Source organism: Desulfonatronovibrio hydrogenovorans DSM 9292 (assembly GCF_000686525.1).
GTDB classification, from domain to species: Bacteria; Desulfobacterota; Desulfovibrionia; order Desulfovibrionales; family Desulfonatronovibrionaceae; genus Desulfonatronovibrio; species Desulfonatronovibrio hydrogenovorans.
In genome coordinates this window covers 1-17,323 of sequence record NZ_JMKT01000010.1, presented here as the reverse complement: position 1 = coordinate 17,323, position 17,323 = coordinate 1, and the positions used below count along the sequence as shown (strand labels likewise).

At 51.4% G+C, this 17,323-nt stretch carries 15 protein-coding genes, 1 rRNA gene and 1 riboswitch; of the genes, 12 read left to right on the top strand and 4 right to left on the bottom strand.

Going from position 1 to position 17,323, the window contains the following annotated elements; genetic code table 11:
- Positions 1 to 48: 48 nt before the first annotated feature.
- Positions 49 to 1,890: a UbiD family decarboxylase gene (locus tag P771_RS0107720; RefSeq protein WP_028574694.1), complete on the top strand. Its 1,842-nt coding sequence runs from the start codon at positions 49 to 51 to the stop codon at positions 1,888 to 1,890.
- Between the two features lie 32 nt (positions 1,891 to 1,922).
- Here P771_RS0107720 and P771_RS0107715 read toward each other — a convergent pair whose 3' ends face one another.
- Positions 1,923 to 2,408, bottom strand: a complete 486-nt coding sequence (locus tag P771_RS0107715) for a hypothetical protein (protein WP_150112157.1) — start codon at positions 2,406 to 2,408, stop codon at positions 1,923 to 1,925.
- A 19-nt stretch (positions 2,409 to 2,427) separates the two neighbouring features.
- The gene (locus P771_RS0107710; protein WP_028574692.1) at positions 2,428 to 3,408 is read right to left on the bottom strand and encodes a bile acid:sodium symporter family protein; all 981 of its coding nucleotides are present in this window, start codon (positions 3,406 to 3,408) and stop codon (positions 2,428 to 2,430) included.
- A gap of 152 nt (positions 3,409 to 3,560) precedes the next feature.
- Positions 3,561 to 3,662: riboswitch (TPP riboswitch) on the top strand.
- A gap of 92 nt (positions 3,663 to 3,754) precedes the next feature.
- Here P771_RS0107710 and P771_RS0107690 point away from each other — a divergent pair.
- The 7 genes from P771_RS0107690 (at position 3,755) to hemC (ending at position 11,606) form a co-directional block, all read left to right on the top strand.
- Complete coding sequence (locus tag P771_RS0107690; RefSeq protein ID WP_028574691.1) at positions 3,755 to 4,528, top strand: sulfide-dependent adenosine diphosphate thiazole synthase; 774 nt, start codon at positions 3,755 to 3,757, stop codon at positions 4,526 to 4,528.
- Positions 4,529 to 5,062: 534 nt separating this feature from the next.
- Positions 5,063 to 6,022: a DnaJ C-terminal domain-containing protein gene (locus P771_RS0107680; RefSeq protein ID WP_028574689.1), complete on the top strand. Its 960-nt coding sequence runs from the start codon at positions 5,063 to 5,065 to the stop codon at positions 6,020 to 6,022.
- A gap of 57 nt (positions 6,023 to 6,079) precedes the next feature.
- The gene (locus tag P771_RS0107675; protein WP_051617235.1) at positions 6,080 to 6,400 is read left to right on the top strand and encodes a chaperone modulator CbpM; all 321 of its coding nucleotides are present in this window, start codon (positions 6,080 to 6,082) and stop codon (positions 6,398 to 6,400) included.
- 45 nt (positions 6,401 to 6,445) lie between these two features.
- The gene (gene clpB, locus P771_RS0107670; RefSeq protein ID WP_028574687.1) at positions 6,446 to 9,052 is read left to right on the top strand and encodes an ATP-dependent chaperone ClpB; all 2,607 of its coding nucleotides are present in this window, start codon (positions 6,446 to 6,448) and stop codon (positions 9,050 to 9,052) included.
- A 174-nt stretch (positions 9,053 to 9,226) separates the two neighbouring features.
- Positions 9,227 to 10,258: a DUF1786 domain-containing protein gene (locus tag P771_RS0107665; protein ID WP_028574686.1), complete on the top strand. Its 1,032-nt coding sequence runs from the start codon at positions 9,227 to 9,229 to the stop codon at positions 10,256 to 10,258.
- Between the two features lie 8 nt (positions 10,259 to 10,266).
- A complete protein-coding gene (locus tag P771_RS0107660) occupies positions 10,267 to 10,656 on the top strand; it encodes an acyl-CoA thioesterase (protein ID WP_028574685.1) in 390 nt (129 codons plus the stop codon).
- 17 nt (positions 10,657 to 10,673) lie between these two features.
- A complete protein-coding gene (gene hemC / locus P771_RS0107655; protein ID WP_028574684.1) occupies positions 10,674 to 11,606 on the top strand; it encodes a hydroxymethylbilane synthase in 933 nt (310 codons plus the stop codon).
- Here hemC and P771_RS0107650 read toward each other — a convergent pair.
- Positions 11,594 to 12,160, bottom strand: a complete 567-nt coding sequence (locus P771_RS0107650; protein ID WP_028574683.1) for an HDIG domain-containing metalloprotein — start codon at positions 12,158 to 12,160, stop codon at positions 11,594 to 11,596. The genes hemC and P771_RS0107650 overlap by 13 nt on opposite strands.
- Before the next feature lie 240 nt (positions 12,161 to 12,400).
- Between P771_RS0107650 and htpX the strand changes: the two genes are divergently transcribed.
- From htpX to P771_RS0107635, 3 genes are all read left to right on the top strand, one after another.
- Entirely contained in the window at positions 12,401 to 13,291 is an 891-nt protein-coding gene (gene htpX / locus P771_RS0107645; RefSeq protein WP_028574682.1) for a protease HtpX, read from the top strand.
- A gap of 14 nt (positions 13,292 to 13,305) precedes the next feature.
- The gene (locus P771_RS0107640; protein ID WP_244147308.1) at positions 13,306 to 13,827 is read left to right on the top strand and encodes a TspO/MBR family protein; all 522 of its coding nucleotides are present in this window, start codon (positions 13,306 to 13,308) and stop codon (positions 13,825 to 13,827) included.
- Positions 13,828 to 13,953: 126 nt separating this feature from the next.
- On the top strand, positions 13,954 to 15,618 hold the full coding sequence (locus tag P771_RS0107635) for a chorismate-binding protein (RefSeq protein WP_161635952.1): 1,665 nt from the start codon (positions 13,954 to 13,956) through the stop codon (positions 15,616 to 15,618).
- A gap of 376 nt (positions 15,619 to 15,994) precedes the next feature.
- Here the strand turns inward: P771_RS0107635 and msrB are convergent, their stop codons facing one another.
- Positions 15,995 to 16,435 carry a peptide-methionine (R)-S-oxide reductase MsrB gene (gene msrB / locus P771_RS0107625; RefSeq protein WP_028574678.1) on the bottom strand — a complete coding sequence of 147 codons (441 nt, stop codon included), beginning with the start codon at positions 16,433 to 16,435 and terminating at the stop codon, positions 15,995 to 15,997.
- Between the two features lie 667 nt (positions 16,436 to 17,102).
- On the opposite strand from msrB, the gene P771_RS0107610 reads away from it, so the two are divergent.
- Positions 17,103 to 17,323 (top strand): 16S ribosomal RNA (locus P771_RS0107610); the annotation flags it as partial.

Sequence of the window (17,323 nt, the reverse complement as noted above, 5' to 3'; positions counted from 1 at the left end):
TAAAGACCGGGTCGATTTTACTGATTTGGTAATCAAGGAATAAATATTATGGGATACAGGAATACCAAGCAATGCCTTGACGCTTTGGAAGCCAGGGGCGATCTGGTCCGGATAGATCAGGAAGTTGATCCGTACATAGAGGCCGGGGCCATTCAGCGCAGGGTCTTCCAGCACAAGGGCCCGGCCCTTTTGTTTACCAATGTCAAGGGAACCGGGTTTCCCATGGCTGCCAATATGTTCGGCACCATGGCCAGGGCCAGGTATATTTTCCGGGACACCCTGGCCACCCTGGACAAACTGTTTAAACTCAAGATCGACCCTCTGCTTTTTTTTAAGGCACCCTGGAAGTATTTTGACGTCCTGCCCATGCTGGCCAGGATCTGGCCCAGGCCGGTCAAGTCCGGACCGATCCAGCAGGGACAAACCAGGATAGAGAATCTGCCAAACCTTGTTTCCTGGCCCATGGATGGCGGTGCATATGTGACCCTGCCTCAGGTTTATTCACAGAATCCGGCCAGGCCGGGCCTTATGAATTCCAACATCGGCATGTACCGGGTCCAGTTGACAGGCAATGATTTCAAATTGAATCAGGAAGTCGGGCTTCATTACCAGATCCACCGGGGCATTGGTCTGCACCACCAGCAGGCCATTGAAAGGAATGAACCATTGCGGGTGAACGTGTTCATCGGCGGACCACCGGCCATGACCCTGGCTGCGGTCATGCCCTTGCCGGAAAACGTGCCTGAACTGATCTTTGCCGGGGCCCTGGCCGGACACAGGATCAAGATGGTTAAAGCCGCCAATGGGTTGCCCATGCCTGCTGAAGCGGACTTCTGCATTTCAGGCCGGGTCGATCTGAACAGGGAACTCCTTGAAGGTCCCTTTGGGGATCACCTGGGCTATTACAGTTTGAAACACGATTTTCCAGTGCTCAGGGTTGACCAGATCCACCACCGCAAGGATGCCATCTGGCCCTTTACCACAGTGGGTCGACCTCCCCAGGAGGATACAGTCTTTGGAACACTTATTCATGAACTGACCCACCAGCTCATTCCTTCGGTATTCAGTGGTGTGCACGAGGTCCATGCCGTGGATGCAGCCGGGGTTCACCCCCTGCTTCTGGCAGTGGGCCGGGAAAGTTATGTACCCTTTGCCCGGGAAAGGCAGCCCCAGGAGCTTCTGACCTGTGCCATGAATTTGCTTGGCCAGAGTCAGACCTCTTTATCCAAGTACCTGATCATTGCAGCCAGGGAAGATGATCCAGGCCTTTCTGCCAAGCGCATTCCAGCTTTTTTCAGCCATGTGCTTAAACGCCTGGACTTTACCAGGGACCTGCATTTCATCACCAGAACGACCATGGATACCCTGGACTATTCTGGTATCAGCCTGAATCAGGGGTCCAAGCTGATTATGGCTGCTGCCGGTCGGATCAAAAGGGATCTGGGTACCAGGCTGCCCAGGGATCTGGACCTTGGCCAGGGATTCAGCAGGGTCAGGTTCATGGCGCCGGGGATCATGGTGGTTCAGGGACCTGGAAACACCCGGAACAGGGACAGTCATGATCCAGCCATGGCTGAGCTGGGCTCCAGGCTGGAGCAGGTTCCAGGAATGGAACAATTTCCCCTGGTGGTGGTGGCGGATGATGCTGATTTTACGGCTGCCGGCTGGAACAATTTTTTGTGGGTTGTTTTTACCAGGTCTGATCCGGCCACAGATATTTACGGCATCGGCGAATTCGTCCATTGCAAGCATTTTGGTGCGACCAAGGGCATGCTCATTGATGCCAGGCTTAAACAGTATCATCCACCAGTGCTGGAAGATGATCCTGAAGTTGAAAAACGGGTAGACAGGCTGGGAGAGCGGGGCGGTCCTTTATACAGGATCATCTGAGAGTCCGGTAAAAGGATCAGCAGGCAACCGGGTCAGTAATACCTGTCATCCCGGCTGAACTGGAGCCAGAGTCTGTAGACTTGAGTTGTAGCCCAGCCGAATTCGGGGCCATGGATAATTCTGCGTCCGTTCTGTTTTTTTTCAACTCTGGTCAGGACGTGTCCAATTTCATGAATCAGCACCCAGGCAGACCAGCGGTAGATGTTGATTCTTTTCCCTTTCCTGGTGACGCTTCCCCAGCATCTGGAGGTTGTGCGCCGGGAGAAATTCACTTCCACCTGCAGGCCCCTGTTTAAATCCTTCAGCACAAACTCAACGAATTTTTTCCCCTGTTCCGGACTGATCAAAGTGTTGTTGAGCCGCAATATCTCCTTTTTTTCCACCTGGACCCTGCTGTTTCCAGTACCTGGAAAATCAGTCTGCTCAAGCTTGATGGCGCAGGACTGCATAGTCCGTTTCCGGCCCAGGGCAAAGGCCTTTTTAAACCATTTTTTGAAAAAATCTTCCGGATTGATCATTGCATCTGAATTATTTTTGTCAGGTGATATTCTTTTGGCAGGCTGCCCTGTTTTTACCCAGGGCATCAGGTCCTGAATCCGGTTTTGAAGTCCAGAACGAGGCCAGAACCGGGCCGGTGATGTTCTGCCAGACGCTGGCCAGGACACCGGGCAGGGTGGCCAGGGGGTGGATATGGGCCAGGGCCAGGGTGGCGGCCAGGCCAGAATTCTGCATACCCACTTCAAGGGTCAAGGCCTTGAGTTGAGGTCTTTTAAACCCTGCCCACCAGCCCATTGTCCAGGCCAGCCCAAGTCCCAGTACGTTGTGGGCCAGAATGGCAGCAGCTCCCATGAGGCTGATTCTGAAAAATTCCCGGGCGTGCTGGCCGGTGATGGCTCCAACGATCAGACAAATAGCCAGCATGGATATGATGGGCAGGATGTTTATCCCTGCCTGAATGGTCCTGGGGAACAGGCTTCTGCAGGCAAGGCCCAGGGCAATAGGCAGAATGACGATGGTCAGGATGGACCTGAACAGGCCGGCCACGGGAATTTCCAGCCAGTGACCAGCCAGGCTCCAGACCAGCAGAGGCGTGACCAGGGGAGCCAGCATGGTTGAGAAGGCGGTCATGGTCACGGACAGGGCCACGTCACCCCTGGCCAGGTAGGTGATGACGTTGGATGCTGTGCCTCCTGGGCATGAACCCAGCAGGACCAGACCCACGGCCAGTTCAGGAGGAAGGCTGAACAGAACCGCAATGCCCCAGGCTCCCACCGGCATGATGGTGTACTGAAGCAGAGCTGCAAAGAAAATCTTTCCAGGATGTTTCAGGACCCGGCCAAAGTCAGGCAGGGTCAGGGTGGCGCCCATGCCGAAGATGATGATGGCCAGAAGAAGGGGGACATGGCCGGTAAAAAAGGAGAAAAATTCAGGCTGCCAAGCCCCCAAAAGGGCTGCTCCGGTTACAAATACAGCCAGCCATTTCAGGGCCAGGGAGCTTAACCTGGAAATAAAATTCATGGGTCCTGGTAATACAAAAGCCTTTGAATGTCATTATCCGGACCTGGTACTGAAAGTTTCCGGTTTGGGGCAGTTGCCCGGATTTTTTTTTTGAGGTATAGCTGGGGTCAGTTTGACGTTCTTTGTTTACGGGCTGATTGTGGAGCCTGTGTTTAAGTCGCTGGGGGAGGTTTTTCCTGAGATTCCGGTTTGCCGGAAGACCCCTGGAACCTGATCCGGTTAATACCGGCGTAGGAAAGCGGCACTGGAAGTAATTTGGACATTCCTCCTGATTGGGGTGTTTTTCAGGGCTGTTTCCTTCTCCGGAATCAGCCCTTTTTTTTAACCCCAACCAAAGGAGAAGAACATGGCATTGGATGAGATCATTATTTCCCGGGCTATCATCGACACCTACACCAGAAAGCTGATGGATTGCCTTGAACTTGATGTGGCCATCTGCGGGGCAGGCCCTTCGGGCATGGTTGCAGCCTATTACCTGGCTGGTGCAGGAAAGAAAGTTGCGGTTTTTGAGCGAAAGCTTTCCCTGGGAGGGGGAATGTGGGGCGGAGGAATGATGTTCAACGAGATCGTGATTCAGGAAGAAGCCAAGGAAATCCTGGACGAGCTTGGAGTCAGGTCCCGGGAATATCAGCCCGGATACTTTACTGCTGATTCAGTGGAAGCGGTCTGCACCATTGGGTCTGCAGCCTGCCGGGCCGGGGCCAGGTTCTTTAATCTGGTTTCTGTGGAAGACGTCATGATCAGGGAAAACAGGGTCACCGGCCTGGTCATAAACTGGTCAGCAGTGGAAACCTCTGGTCTGCATGTTGATCCCCTGACTGTACGGACCAAATACATGGTGGAATCCACTGGACATCCGGTAGAAGTCATGCAGGTCATCCAGAGAAAGATAGATGCCAGACTGAATACTCCTTCCGGAAGTCTTGAAGGAGAAAAGTCCATGTGGGCGGAAAAGGCCGAGCAAAGCACCCTGGAGAATACCAGGGAGGCATTCCCAGGGGTTTATGTCTGCGGGATGTCGGCCAATGCCACTTTTGGGTCTTTTCGCATGGGACCTATCTTCGGGGGTATGCTCATGTCCGGTAAAAAGGTTGCCCAGAGTATTCTGGAAAAGCTCTAACCCGGGTCTGTCCGGTTAACAGGGCTTTCCCGGTCCTGCAATGCCCCGATCCTTTGGGAAGCTGACCAAGTAAACGGTCGGTACCTCAAGGGGCCGGGGCATTTGATTATTTAACCCCTCCACCTTTTTCGTTGAAAGGTTTTGGATGGTTGTGCTATGGCTTGGCCAAGACCTCGGAGGAGGTCATGACTTGACTTGGATGCATCCTGACTTAATTAAGAATGTCGGGTTATTATGATGTGCAGACCTTAAGGGACATCAATGTCCGGCTGGTTGCAGTTCAGGAAACCGTTACCAGGCAAAGTTTTTTGGTTGTTATTCCAGGCTTTCTGGGTCTGGACCGGGACAGGCAGCAGCGAACTCAACAGGTCAGCAAAGTGCCGGACCTGGTACGGTTTTTTAAAAAGTTACCTGTTCATGGGGCCAGTATTATAGTCAGTTTTGTCAGGCCAGGGCCATGGGATGGCAGCTTTGGCGGTCAATATAATAATTGCTTTGATCAGGCAAAAAAATGTCAAGGGGGATCATCTTAATATGGAATACAAGGATTATTATAAAATCCTGGGAGTTAACAAGAAATCGTCCAAGGAGGAGGTCTCCAAGGCCTACAAGAAGCTGGCCAAGAAGTATCATCCAGACCTCAATCCCAATGATCCCAAGGCAGAGGACAAATTCAAGGAAGTCACCGAAGCCTATGAAGTGCTCAAGGATGATGAAAAGAGAAAGCTTTACGACTCCCTTGGTCCCAACTGGCAGCACGGCCAGAATTTTCAGCCGCCTCCTGGTTATGAAAACGTCCATTTTGAATTTCGTGGAGACCAGCAGGGAGCAGGCTTTGATTTCAGTGATTTTTTTGAAACGATTTTTGGTGGGGGATTCAGCCGGGGTGGTGCCCAGGGCTTCCAGAGGGACCCTTTTTCCGGAAGGACTTTTGCCCGCAAAGGACAGGATGCTGAAGCAGCCTTGGAACTCAGCCTGGAAGAAGCCTATAAGGGCGGGAGCAAAAGTATAACCCTTCAGGAGCAGGTTATTGGACCTGATGGAAGACCCATGGTCCAGAACAAGACCCTGAGCGTGAATATTCCGCCGGGAATCAAGGATGGGAACAGGATCAGGCTTAGCGGGCAGGGGTCCCCGGGTATGGGAAGCGGACAATCCGGCGATCTCTATCTGAAGGTCAGGATTATCCCACACCCGGTGTTTAAGCTTGACGGTAATAATATTATCTATGACCTGCCTCTGGCTCCCTGGGAGGCCGCCCTGGGAAGCATGGTCCGGGTACCCACCCTGGACGGAGAAGTGGAAATGAAAATTCCCCAGGGAATCAGCAGCGGCCAGAAAATGCGAATCAAGGGAAAAGGCATGGGCAGGGGATCTGCCAAGGGTGACCAGCTGGTGCGGATCATGATCCGGGTTCCCAGAGAAGCGTCACTCAGGGAAAGGGAGCTGTGGGAGGAGTTGTCCAAAGCTTCGGACTATAATCCCCGGGGATAGAATTATTTAGCAGGGCGGTCTTTGGATCGTCTGTTCAGCAAGGTGGAGGCCGATTATATGCAAAACCATGGAATTCAGAAGAAAACCCAAGGGTCTCTGATAAGATCCAACCTCATCCACTGGTCTCAGTTCGTCCAGAGAACCGGAGTCTGTCCGTATCGTCTTTCTGAGCTTGTGGAGATGGGCTGGGTTGAAGCCATTCGGATTTCCGATGAAAATTTCCATTTTCCGGAAAGGGAGATCCTAAGGGTCCAGAAGCTGATGCGAATCTGCCGGGATTTTGAGCTTCCCACCATTGGCGGAACTATAATTGTTGACCTTCTGGAGAGAATAGAGGTCATGGAAAAAGAGATTACTCAGCTCAGAAATCTGATCTGATGACGTCTTCTTAAGATCCACAATAATGAACAATGGAGGATAAGCATGGATATCAATAAATTTACCCAGAAATCGCAGGAGGCTGTGGCCCTGGCTCAGGAAACCGCAGTCCGTCTTGGACATCAGCAGGTGGATGTGGAGCACGTGTTCAAGGCCCTTATGGATCAGGACAATGGCCTGGCTCCCAGGGTGCTCAAGCATGCAGGCTATGACCCGGAAGCAGTCAGAACAGCCATAGATGACAAGTTGACAAAAATGCCCAGCGTCAGCGGTCCCGGGGTTCAGCCCGGCCAGATATATGTTACTCAGAGGCTCAACTCCCTGCTTCTCAAGGCCCAGGATCTGGCCAAGGCCATGCAGGATGAATATGTGAGTGTGGAGCATATTCTCCTGACCCTGCTGGATGAATCTCCTTCCACCGGAGCGGGCAAAGTGGTTCAGGAACTAAAGCTGGACAAGAACAGGATCCTGGCTTCCCTGACCGAGGTCCGGGGTAATCAGAGGGTGACATCTGCCAATCCTGAAGAAACATATGATGCTTTGAAAAAATATGGCCGGGACCTGGTGGATGAGGCCAGACAGGGCCGGCTGGACCCGGTCATTGGCCGGGACAGCGAAATAAGGCGCTGCATCAGGATTCTGTCCAGAAGGACTAAAAACAATCCTGTGCTCATTGGTGAGGCAGGTGTGGGTAAAACAGCCATAGCCGAGGGACTGGCCCAGAGGATTCTGAATAAGGATGTGCCTGAAGGACTCAAGGACAAGACCATTTTCGCCCTGGATATGGGTGCCCTGATTGCCGGAGCCAAGTACAGGGGGGAGTTTGAAGAAAGGCTCAAGGCTGTTTTAAAGGAGATTCAGAATTCACAGGGCCGGATTCTGCTCTTTATTGATGAGATTCATACCATTGTGGGGGCTGGAAAGGCCGAGGGAGCCATGGATGCCGGCAACCTGCTCAAACCAATGCTGGCCAGGGGAGAATTGCACTGCATCGGGGCCACCACCATAGATGAATATCGAAAATATATTGAGAAGGACCCGGCTCTGGAACGCAGATTTCAGCCGGTCATGGTGGATGAACCCAGCGTGGAGGACACCATTTCCATATTAAGGGGGCTCAAGGAGCGTTTTGAGGTCCATCATGGAGTACGGATCAGTGACAGCGCCCTGGTCTCAGCTTCCATCCTTTCCCATCGCTATATTTCCGACCGCTTCCTGCCGGATAAAGCCATTGACCTGATTGACGAGTCAGCTGCCAAGATCAGGAGTGAGATCGATTCCCTGCCCACTGAACTTGATGAGATCAACCGAAAGATCATGCAGCTGGAGATCGAGCAGGAGGCCTTGAAAAAGGAAAAGGATGAGGCTTCCAGGGATCGGCTGGAAAAACTGGGCAAGGAGCTGGCCGAATTAAAGGAGGCCCAGACCACCCTCAAGGCTCAGTGGGAAAGGGAAAAGGGCTCCATAAACTCTCTGCGCAATTTAAAGGAGGCCATTGAAAAGACCAGGTATGAAATTGAAAATGCAGAACGGGCCTATGATCTGAATAAGGCAGCTGAACTCAGGTACGGTAAACTCAATCAGCTGGAAAAGGAGCTGGCAGAAAAAGAGTCGGCCCTGGGCCATGGCACTGACACCAAGACCCTTTTAAAGGAAGAAGTGGGTCCGGATGATATTGCGGATATAGTTTCCAAATGGACAAGCATCCCGGTATCCAGGCTTATGGAGGGTGAGCGGGAAAAGCTGCTCAAGTTGTCGGATATCCTTCATGAACGGGTCATCGGCCAGGATGAGGCTGTGGATGCCGTGGCTGATGCCGTGCTCCGGGCCAGGTCCGGGCTCAAGGATCCCAACCGGCCCATTGGATCATTTCTGTTTCTTGGCCCCACCGGGGTGGGTAAGACCGAGTTGACCAAGACTCTGGCCCAGAACCTTTTTGATACAGAGGAAAACATGGTTCGCCTGGATATGTCTGAATATATGGAAAAGCATACTGTGGCCAGACTCATTGGCGCTCCTCCAGGGTATATCGGATACGATGAAGGAGGGCAGCTGACCGAAGCGGTTCGGCGCAAACCCTACAGTGTGGTCCTTTTTGATGAGGTGGAAAAGGCCCATACCGATGTCTTTAATGTGCTTCTGCAGATCATGGATGATGGTCGTCTCACTGACAGCCATGGCCGGACAGTTGATTTCAAAAACACGGTGATTATCATGACCTCCAATCTCGGTTCCCAGTTTTTGCTGGAAGGGATTTCCAACGCTGGACAACTGCAGGAGGAGGCCAGGGATCAGGTCCTGAAAACAGTTCGCTCCCATTTCAGGCCGGAGTTTTTGAACCGTATTGATGAAGTGGTTCTTTTCAAGCCCCTGCTTATTGAGGAAATTGAAAAAATCATTGATCTGCTGCTTAAGCATATCCAAAGTCGCCTGGCTGACCGGAAGATCGAGCTGGAACTTACAGACCAGGCCAGGGTATTTATTGCCAGGGAAGCTTATGATCCTGTTTATGGAGCCAGGCCGCTGCGCAGGTATCTTCAGCAGAAGATCGAGACCCCGCTGGCCAAGGAGATTATTTCTGGCAGACTCATGGATGGTCATAAGGTTCTGGTGGACACGGAAGACGGGCAGTTGAAAATTACTTCTTCCTGAGACCTGGACAAACCGGGTCAATAAAAGGCAGGTATTTTACCTGCCTTTTATTTGTTAAAGCAGGCTGGCAGAGTCATTACTGAATTTCAGATGTTTGGTCCCAAGGATCAAAGCTCTCAGAGTAATGACCTGATTGTTTTTGTAATTAACCGCAACCAAAGGAGCAGTCCTGTCTTGACTGATCAAAACATACTTTGCCTGGATATCGGAAGCGGAACCCAGGATGTGCTTTATTTTATGTCCGGTCGGGAGCTGGAAAACTGTCCCAAGTTTGTGCTGCCATCTCCAGCTCTGGGAACAGCAAAAAGGATTGAAGAACTGCACCGGGCCGGAAGAAGCATTTACCTGTATGGCCGGAATATGGGCGGAGGATTCTACAGGGTCCTTAAAAAATGTCTCGGGCAGGGACTTCAGGCGGCTATCCATCCGGAGGCGGCTTACTCCCTTTCCGATTCCATGGAGGCGGTTAAAGGCATGGGGCTGGAGATCTCTGCCCATTGTCCTGAGGGGTACGCTCCTGTTTATCTGGCCGATTTTGATCCGGGCTTCTGGGGTTCATTTCTGGCCCAGGCCGGTCTTTCCTATCCTGAGATGATTCTGGCCTGTGCCCAGGATCACGGTTTTCATCCAGGGGCAAGCAACCGGCTTGGTCGCTTTGAAATCTGGAAGAAATTTCTGCTTCAGAGCAGCGGTCATGTTCAAAGGCTGATCTTTTCCCGTCCGCCAGCTGAAATGACCAGGCTGATCAGTCTGAAAGAGTCCATTGGAGCCGGTTTTGTGGCTGATACCGGTGCAGCTGCCCTGCTGGGAGCCCTTTTTGTCCCGGAAGTGGAAGAGCTGGCCAGGAACAGGGGGATCTGTGTGGTCAACGTGGGCAACAGCCATACAATTGCTTTTCTGGTTTACCAGGACAGGGTTCATGGGATCCTGGAACACCACACCGGTCTTTTGGATGGACAAAGCCTGTGGGAAAAGTTAAATCTTTTCAAGCACGGACACCTGACCAACCAGCAGGTCTTTGATGAAAACGGCCATGGCTGCCTGATTCTGGATTCGGCCCTGGATCATGACTTCAAGCCTACTTTTGTGCTTGGGCCTAAAAGATCAATGCTTCAGGGCTTTGATGTGAATTTTCTGTGTCCAGGCGGAGACATGATGCTGGCAGGGTGCTTCGGCCTTTTAAAAGGATATTTCCTTATTCGGTGAATAATTAAATGAACAATTATACTCTGGTTCGGCCGGAACATCTCAACCACCACGGGTTTCTTTTTGGCGGAGTCATGCTCAAGTGGGTGGATGAATTTGCCTGGCTGGCCGCCAGCAAGGAGTTCCGGGGGTGTAAACTGGTCACCGTGGCCATGGATGAGATAAGGTTTTCTCAACAGGTGCCCCTGGGATCGATCCTGCGCTTTAGTATTGATTTTGTCCGCCAGGGCCGGACTTCTGCCACCTACCAAGTTGTGGTTTATTCTGATGGCCCCGGCCAGGACCAGGAGAAAAGGGTCTTTGCCAACCGGATTACCTTTGTTCGGGTGGATGAACAGGGAAGAAAAAAAGAACTGCCGGTCAGAAAAGAATTCATACCCTGCGCAGAAAATGTTTAACTCTGGATCAGACTCGTATGAATAAAATTACCATTGCCACCAGGGGAAGCAAGCTGGCCCTCTGGCAGGCCGAACACATCGGCTCCAGGCTCAAGGGACGCTATCCCGGGCTTGAAGTCAGGCTTTTGAAGATCAAGACGACAGGAGACAAAATCCTGGACGTGCCCCTGGCCAAGGTTGGAGGCAAGGGTCTTTTTGTCAAGGAGATTGAAGAGGCCATCCTGGATGGACGGGCCGATATTGCTGTCCACAGTATGAAGGATGTGCCTGCAGTGCTGCCTGAGGGGCTCAAGCTGGGAATCATTCCTAAAAGAGAGTCCCGGTATGACCTGCTTTTGTCTGAGAAATACCCTGATCTGGCGTCATTGCCCCAGGGGGCAGTGGTGGGTACATCAAGTTTGAGACGGCAGTCCCAGATTCTTCATTTAAGGTCTGATCTCAAGATAGAAATGCTCAGGGGCAATCTGGATACCAGGCTGAAAAAGCTGAAAGACGGCCTGTACGACGCCATCATCATAGCTACTGCCGGCATGAAAAGGCTGGGTTTCAGGGCTTCGTACCAGAGCGAACTTGTGCCGCCCTATTTTCTGCCGGCAGTGGGGCAGGGGGCGCTGGGTATTGAATATGCCTCAGACCGGCCTGAGCTTGATGAGTTCCTGGGTTTTATGGATCATTCCAGTACCAGATTCTGCGTGACCTGTGAACGGGCTTTTCTGGCTGAACTGGAAGGAGGGTGCCAGGTCCCCATTGCCTGCCTGTGCCTGCAGGAAAACAATCGTCTCTATGCCACCGGTCTGGTGTCGGATGTCCTGGGTCAGACCGTTATCCGCCGGACCAAGACCGGAAAGCCCAAGGACGCCGTAAAGATCGGGGTTGAGCTGGCCAGAAAGGTTCTGGATGGCGGTGGCAGGGAGATCCTGGATGTAGTATATTCTTCTCAGGGTGATTGAGCAAATCCGATTTCCCGGCTTATGGACTGCATGGCGGCTATGGACAGGGCCAAAAACGAGGTCAGGTCCAACCCAAGTTTTTCATGCTCCTGGATGATTTCTCTGTTGACCGAAGCAGCAAATGCCTTATCCTTGATTTTCTTTTTCAGGCTTTTGGGCTTCATGCCATCCAGACCATTGGGCCTGACCAGCCCGGCAGCCATGATCAGCCCGGTTACTGTTTCGCCGCAGCGCAGGCCAAAGTCCAGTTCAGATTCAGGATGACCGGACCGGTTCATTTCAGCTGCATGCACCTTTATGGCCTGCAAGGCCTCTTCAGGGAGTTGGCCTGTGAGCATGGCCGAGCTCTCTATTCCATGCTGGGAAGGGTTATCCGCAGTAAGTGAATAGTCCAGGTCATGCAGGAGTCCGGTCAGACCCCACACTTCTTCATCCCGACCAAGCTCTCTGGCCAGGTTTTTCAGAACAGCTTCTGTGGACAGGGAGTGTCTGACAAGGTTTTCTTCTTTCAGATTCTGCTTAAGCATTTCCAGGGCTTGGTCTCTGGATATCATCATGTTCTCCGTTTTTGGTGTTGACCATGGCCCGGCACGGTCTTATTTTTCCTTAAATTTTTCTTTTACCTGCAACAAACCGGACTGTAAAGAATCTGCTCTTGTCAAGGACCGGCTGACAGGGCCAATGTTGACAATCTGCAGCCTTTGTATAATAATAACTTTTGATATAACAGATTGTTATGCTTGTTGATTTGCTTTTAACTCATGGAATATAATTTATCCGGAGGACTATACAAAATGAAAAGAGTTTTTCTGTTTCTGGTGACTAACATAGCCATTCTGGCTGTCTTGTTCGTGGTTCTGAGCCTTTTAGGGGTAAGCGGAATTCTGGATGAGCAGCGGGTGGGCATTGATTACGGCAACCTGCTGATTCTGGCAGCTGTGCTGGGCTTTGGTGGATCGTTCATTTCCCTGGCTATATCCAAGTGGATGGCCAAACGCATGACCGGGGCCAAGGTGATCACCCAGCCCAAAACCGAGCTTGAGAGCTGGCTGGTGCGGACAGTCAGACAGCAGGCTTCCAGGGCTGGCATCGGCATGCCTGAGGTGGCTGTTTTTGATTCCCCAGCCCCGAATGCCTTTGCCACCGGCATGAACAAAAATAATGCCCTGGTAGCGGTGAGCACCGGACTTTTAAGGAACATGAACCAGGATGAAGTGGAAGCTGTTTTGGGGCACGAGGTCAGCCATGTGGCCAATGGGGACATGGTTACCCTGACCCTGATTCAGGGCGTGGTAAATACTTTTGTCATATTCATTTCCAGGCTGGTGGGGCATTTTGTGGACCGGGTGATCCTGAAAAACGAGGAAGGACATGGAATCGGATTTTTCGTGGCCACCATCGTCTCCCAGATCGTCTTCGGTATCCTGGCCAGCACCATTGTCATGTGGTTCAGCAGGCAGCGTGAATTCAGGGCAGATGCCGGCGGGGCCAAGCTGGCCGGGACAGAAAAAATGATTTCAGCCCTGGAAAAGCTCAAAAAAGGAATTCAGGAGCCCCTTCCTGATCAGATGGCTTCTTTTGGCATTAATGGCAAGGCGGACGGGTTTGACTGGAAAATGCTTTTTATGAGCCACCCGCCTCTGGATCATCGCATTAAGGCCCTTAAAGGCCAACTTAACAGATAGCAAAGGCACCTTTTTTGAAAAGCACCCCCCAAAAACCCGGTAGACAATCATCTGCCGGGTTTTTTTTCAAGCTTATCAGGGAAAAGCATATTCTTTCCCTGGCAGGGTTCATGGTCCTGGTTGCTGCTGCCTCTATGTTCGGAGCTTTTTTCAGGCCTGGTCCGTGGTATGATGAACTGGTCAAGCCTGCCTTGACCCCGCCAGGCTGGATTTTCACTCCGGTCTGGATGGTCCTGTATCTTTTCATGGCTGTGGCAGGCTGGCTGGTGTGGATTCAAAGACCGGTCCTGAGACAGCCGGCCATTTTGCTCTGGGCCGGACAGCTGGTTTTGAACGGGCTGTGGTCCTGGCTTTTCTTTGGCCTGCAAAGTCCTGGAGCTGCCTTTGTCAACATCTTAATGCTGTTTCTCCTTATCCTGGTCTTTATCAGGAAGGCCCGCCCGCTGAGCAGAGCAGCTTCAATCCTTTTTATTCCCTATGCCCTGTGGGTGGCTTTTGCCGCTTACCTCAACCTGGGTCTGGTGCTCCTGAACTGATGCCGGCCAGTTTTTTTTACTCCTTCACTGGTATAAAAGGGCTATCTTATGACGGCCAGGGCTGACAGCCACAGGGTCCTGCTCAGGGCGCAGCCTGAGAACTGCTGGCTTTGCTTTGAGAGGCCAGTGGCAGTAATTGAGACCTTCAGCCTGGATGAAGTTCAGGATGCCTTGCTTAAGATCCAGGATCAGATCCGGCTTAAAGGGGTTTATGCTGCGGGGTTTATTTCTTATGAGGCCGGGCCTGCTTTTGATGATTCTTATCAGACTGTTACGGATGATGTTTTTCCCAAGCTCTGGTTCGGACTTTTCCAGTCCTTACGTAAACTTGAGGCCCTGCCTGATCCTGGAATAAGGCCGGGCAGACCGGTCTGGGTTCCGGAACTCAAGTTTCCGGAATATCAAAACCGGATCAAGGTCATCAAGAAGCATATTGAACAGGGTGATACTTATCAGGTCAATTACACCTACCGTCTGCGGACCCGGCTGGAACAGGATCCTTTTTGTTTTTTCACCTGCCTGGCCCAAAGTCATGATCCTCCTTTTGCAGCTTTTGTTGACACCGGGCAATACTCTGTGTGCAGCTTTTCTCCGGAACTCTTTTTCAAGCTGACCGGAGATATTCTGGAATCCAGGCCCATGAAAGGGACCCTTGCCCGCAGACCTGCATTCTGGCCGGACCAGTCCCAGGCGTTAATGCTCCGGTCATGCGACAAAAACAGGGCTGAAAATGTCATGATTACAGACATGGTCCGAAACGACCTGGGAAGAATTGCCGACCCGGGCAGCGTTGAGGTTAAAGACCTTTTCCAGGCTGAAAAGTATCCGACTCTCTGGCAGATGACTTCCAGGGTCAGTTGTCGGACCAGGGCAAGGCTCGGCTCGGTCATGGGGGCCCTGTTTCCTCCGTCTTCCATTACCGGTGCTCCCAAACCGTCCACCATGAAGATCATTGCCGGTCTGGAAGTTTCGCCCCGGCGTATCTATACCGGCTGCATCGGATATGCCGGGCCAGGACGCCGGGCTCAGTTCAATGTGGCCATCAGAACTGTCCTGGTGGATAACAGAACCAGACAGGCCGAATATGGTGTGGGCGGAGGGATAGTCTGGGATTCAACCCCGGAAGACGAGTGGAATGAATGCAAAACCAAGAGCAGGGCTCTGCACAGGATCAGCCCGGAGTTTTCACTCCTGGAAAGCATTCTCTGGACCGGAAAGGGCGGCTATCACCTTTTGGGAGCCCACATGGCAAGGCTTAAAGAGTCAGGTGTTTATTTTGATTTTTGCGTAGATATGAAAAAGGTACTGAGTTCGCTCCGGGAGTTTGGAAAAAATCTCGGAGCCAGGGACTGGAAGGTCAGGCTTCTGGTTGATAAAACAGGCCGGATAAGGATTCAAAAGCAGGTGGTTGAAGATCTTCCCAGTCCCTTTCTGCTGAGTCTGGCAGCAGGGGGAATAAGTTCTGATGACCCTTTTTTGTATCATAAGACAACCAGCCGCAGGGCATTTGATGACGCAGGGTCTTCAAACCCCAAGGCCCACAGTACTCTTTTCTGGAATGAAAGGGGGGAGATCACTGAAGCCTCCATGGCCAACATCGCCCTGGAAATAGGGGGGATTCTCTGGACTCCTCCTGTAAGAAGCGGTCTGCTGGCCGGGACTTACAGACAGTTTCTGCTGGCATCAGGTGTCCTGCAGGAAAAGGTTCTTTATTTAGAAGATATGCAAAAATGCTCCGGAGTATTTTTGATCAATTCGGTCCGGGGCATGTTCCGGGCAAAGCTGACCTAAGGTCCTGCAGTCTTCTTAATATAGCCGGGAAAAGGTTCGAACCGTGCTTTCTGAAGGAAGGCAGGCGTCCATGGCAGGCCTGACAATTGAGGTCCTTTTTGGAGCAAAGTGTATTGATATTTTTCTTTTGCCTGCTTTCCGGCCAGGGCTGAACAGGTTGTCTGCCAGGTGCAGCAATGAGAAAAGATCTCTTGTCCTGGACAGGGGGCAGACTACTCCTGGCCACTGCCTCGGTGGGTATGGATATCAGATTTTATTCCCGGGTTTTACTCCAGAGTTCAAGACCTGCTTCAGCTTGGAGATGACATATTCTGTTTCTTTACCCAAAGGGGCAGTTCTTTTCTCATAAGCAGGCTGCAGTCGGATGAACCCCGGTTCAGTCAAAATGATGCAGATAGTCTTCATAGCCGGCTTGCTTCATCTTGCTGACCGGGATGAATCTCAGGGCTGCTGAATTGATGCAGTACCTTTTTCGGTCTGGTTCAGGTCCGTCATCAAAGACATGGCCAAGATGAGAGTCGGCCTGCCTGCTTCGGACTTCAGTTCTGACCATGAAAAGCTTTTGGTCTTGGTGCTCTGTTACACTGTCCGGGCTTATGGGCCGGGTAAAGCTTGGCCAGCCTGTTCCTGATTCAAACTTATGGGTTGAACTGAATAAAGGCTCCCCTGACACCACGTCAACATAGATGCCCGGCTCCCTATTGTCCCAGTATTCATTCCTGAAAGGGGGTTCGGTTCCGTTTTCCTGGGTGACCATAAACTGGATGGGGGTCAGGATGTTTTTGAGGTTGGCCCTGGAAGGCCGGTCATGACTCATTTCTTGCTCCCTGGGTGTTTATCGCTGGCTGTATAATCAATTGATTCATTAAGAAACCTAATTGAAGGCTTGTCTGCTTTGCCTTGCTTAACCATGGCCTGCTGGTCATGGCCGATTCTGATCAGTTTTTTATCTCTGGCAAGCCGGTCTGTGGCTCATTTACTCATTATTCATATATAGGATTCCTGGCAGGGCCTGGCAAGGACACCTGATGTCCTGGCCCTCATGGGTGAATTTCCTGGATGGATCCGGAAAATTTATTTGTGCAAACAACAAAATAGTTTTTTCTTCCATCAGCCACAGACGTGGCCTCCCAGATTTATCTGTTTTGCCTTGTTAATGATTTCAAGCTGCTGTGGATAGTGATGATTTGCAAACTTTCTGTTGACAATCCAGTTACAAGTATTTAAATACTCTCTTCCCGGCTCGGAAAAGTCGGGAAGTGATCTTTGATTCTCAGCTATAAAGTCGAAACTTTAAATAATTAAAAAAATGATTGACAAGAAATTGAAAGTCATCTAAAAATTATAGTTTCGACATCATGTTCCTTGACAATTAAATAGTGAGCCGATTTTTAAGATTCAAGTAGGTTTTTCATTTTCGAGTGGAAGCTTACGGGTCTAGTTTGTTTTGAATGAGTTACTAATAGGTAGCTTTCTAGTTATTTTAACTGGAGGGTTTGATTCTGGCTCAGAATGAACGCTGGCGGCGTGCCTAACACATGCAAGTCGAGCGAGAAAGGGGGCTTCGGTCCCTGAGTAAAGCGGCGCACGGGTGAGTAACGCGTGGATAATCTACCGAGAGGACCGGGACAACTTTGCGAAAGCGGAGCTAATACCGGATGGTCTGCATTTGTTTATTGCATATGTAGTAAAGGATGGCCTCTGA

Excerpts from the sequence above, each read along its gene's own strand:
- P771_RS0107720 (WP_028574694.1), top strand. The coding sequence starts at position 49 with ATGGGATACAGGAATACCAAGCAATGCCTTGACGCTTTGGAAGCCAGG.
- P771_RS0107715 (WP_150112157.1), bottom strand. The coding sequence starts at position 2,408 with ATGATCAATCCGGAAGATTTTTTCAAAAAATGGTTTAAAAAGGCCTTT.
- P771_RS0107710 (WP_028574692.1), bottom strand. The coding sequence starts at position 3,408 with ATGAATTTTATTTCCAGGTTAAGCTCCCTGGCCCTGAAATGGCTGGCT.
- P771_RS0107690 (WP_028574691.1), top strand. The coding sequence starts at position 3,755 with ATGGCATTGGATGAGATCATTATTTCCCGGGCTATCATCGACACCTAC.
- P771_RS0107680 (WP_028574689.1), top strand. The coding sequence starts at position 5,063 with ATGGAATACAAGGATTATTATAAAATCCTGGGAGTTAACAAGAAATCG.
- P771_RS0107675 (WP_051617235.1), top strand. The coding sequence starts at position 6,080 with ATGCAAAACCATGGAATTCAGAAGAAAACCCAAGGGTCTCTGATAAGA.
- clpB (WP_028574687.1), top strand. The coding sequence starts at position 6,446 with ATGGATATCAATAAATTTACCCAGAAATCGCAGGAGGCTGTGGCCCTG.
- P771_RS0107660 (WP_028574685.1), top strand. The coding sequence starts at position 10,267 with ATGAACAATTATACTCTGGTTCGGCCGGAACATCTCAACCACCACGGG.
- hemC (WP_028574684.1), top strand. The coding sequence starts at position 10,674 with ATGAATAAAATTACCATTGCCACCAGGGGAAGCAAGCTGGCCCTCTGG.
- P771_RS0107650 (WP_028574683.1), bottom strand. The coding sequence starts at position 12,160 with ATGATATCCAGAGACCAAGCCCTGGAAATGCTTAAGCAGAATCTGAAA.
- htpX (WP_028574682.1), top strand. The coding sequence starts at position 12,401 with ATGAAAAGAGTTTTTCTGTTTCTGGTGACTAACATAGCCATTCTGGCT.
- msrB (WP_028574678.1), bottom strand. The coding sequence starts at position 16,435 with ATGAGTCATGACCGGCCTTCCAGGGCCAACCTCAAAAACATCCTGACC.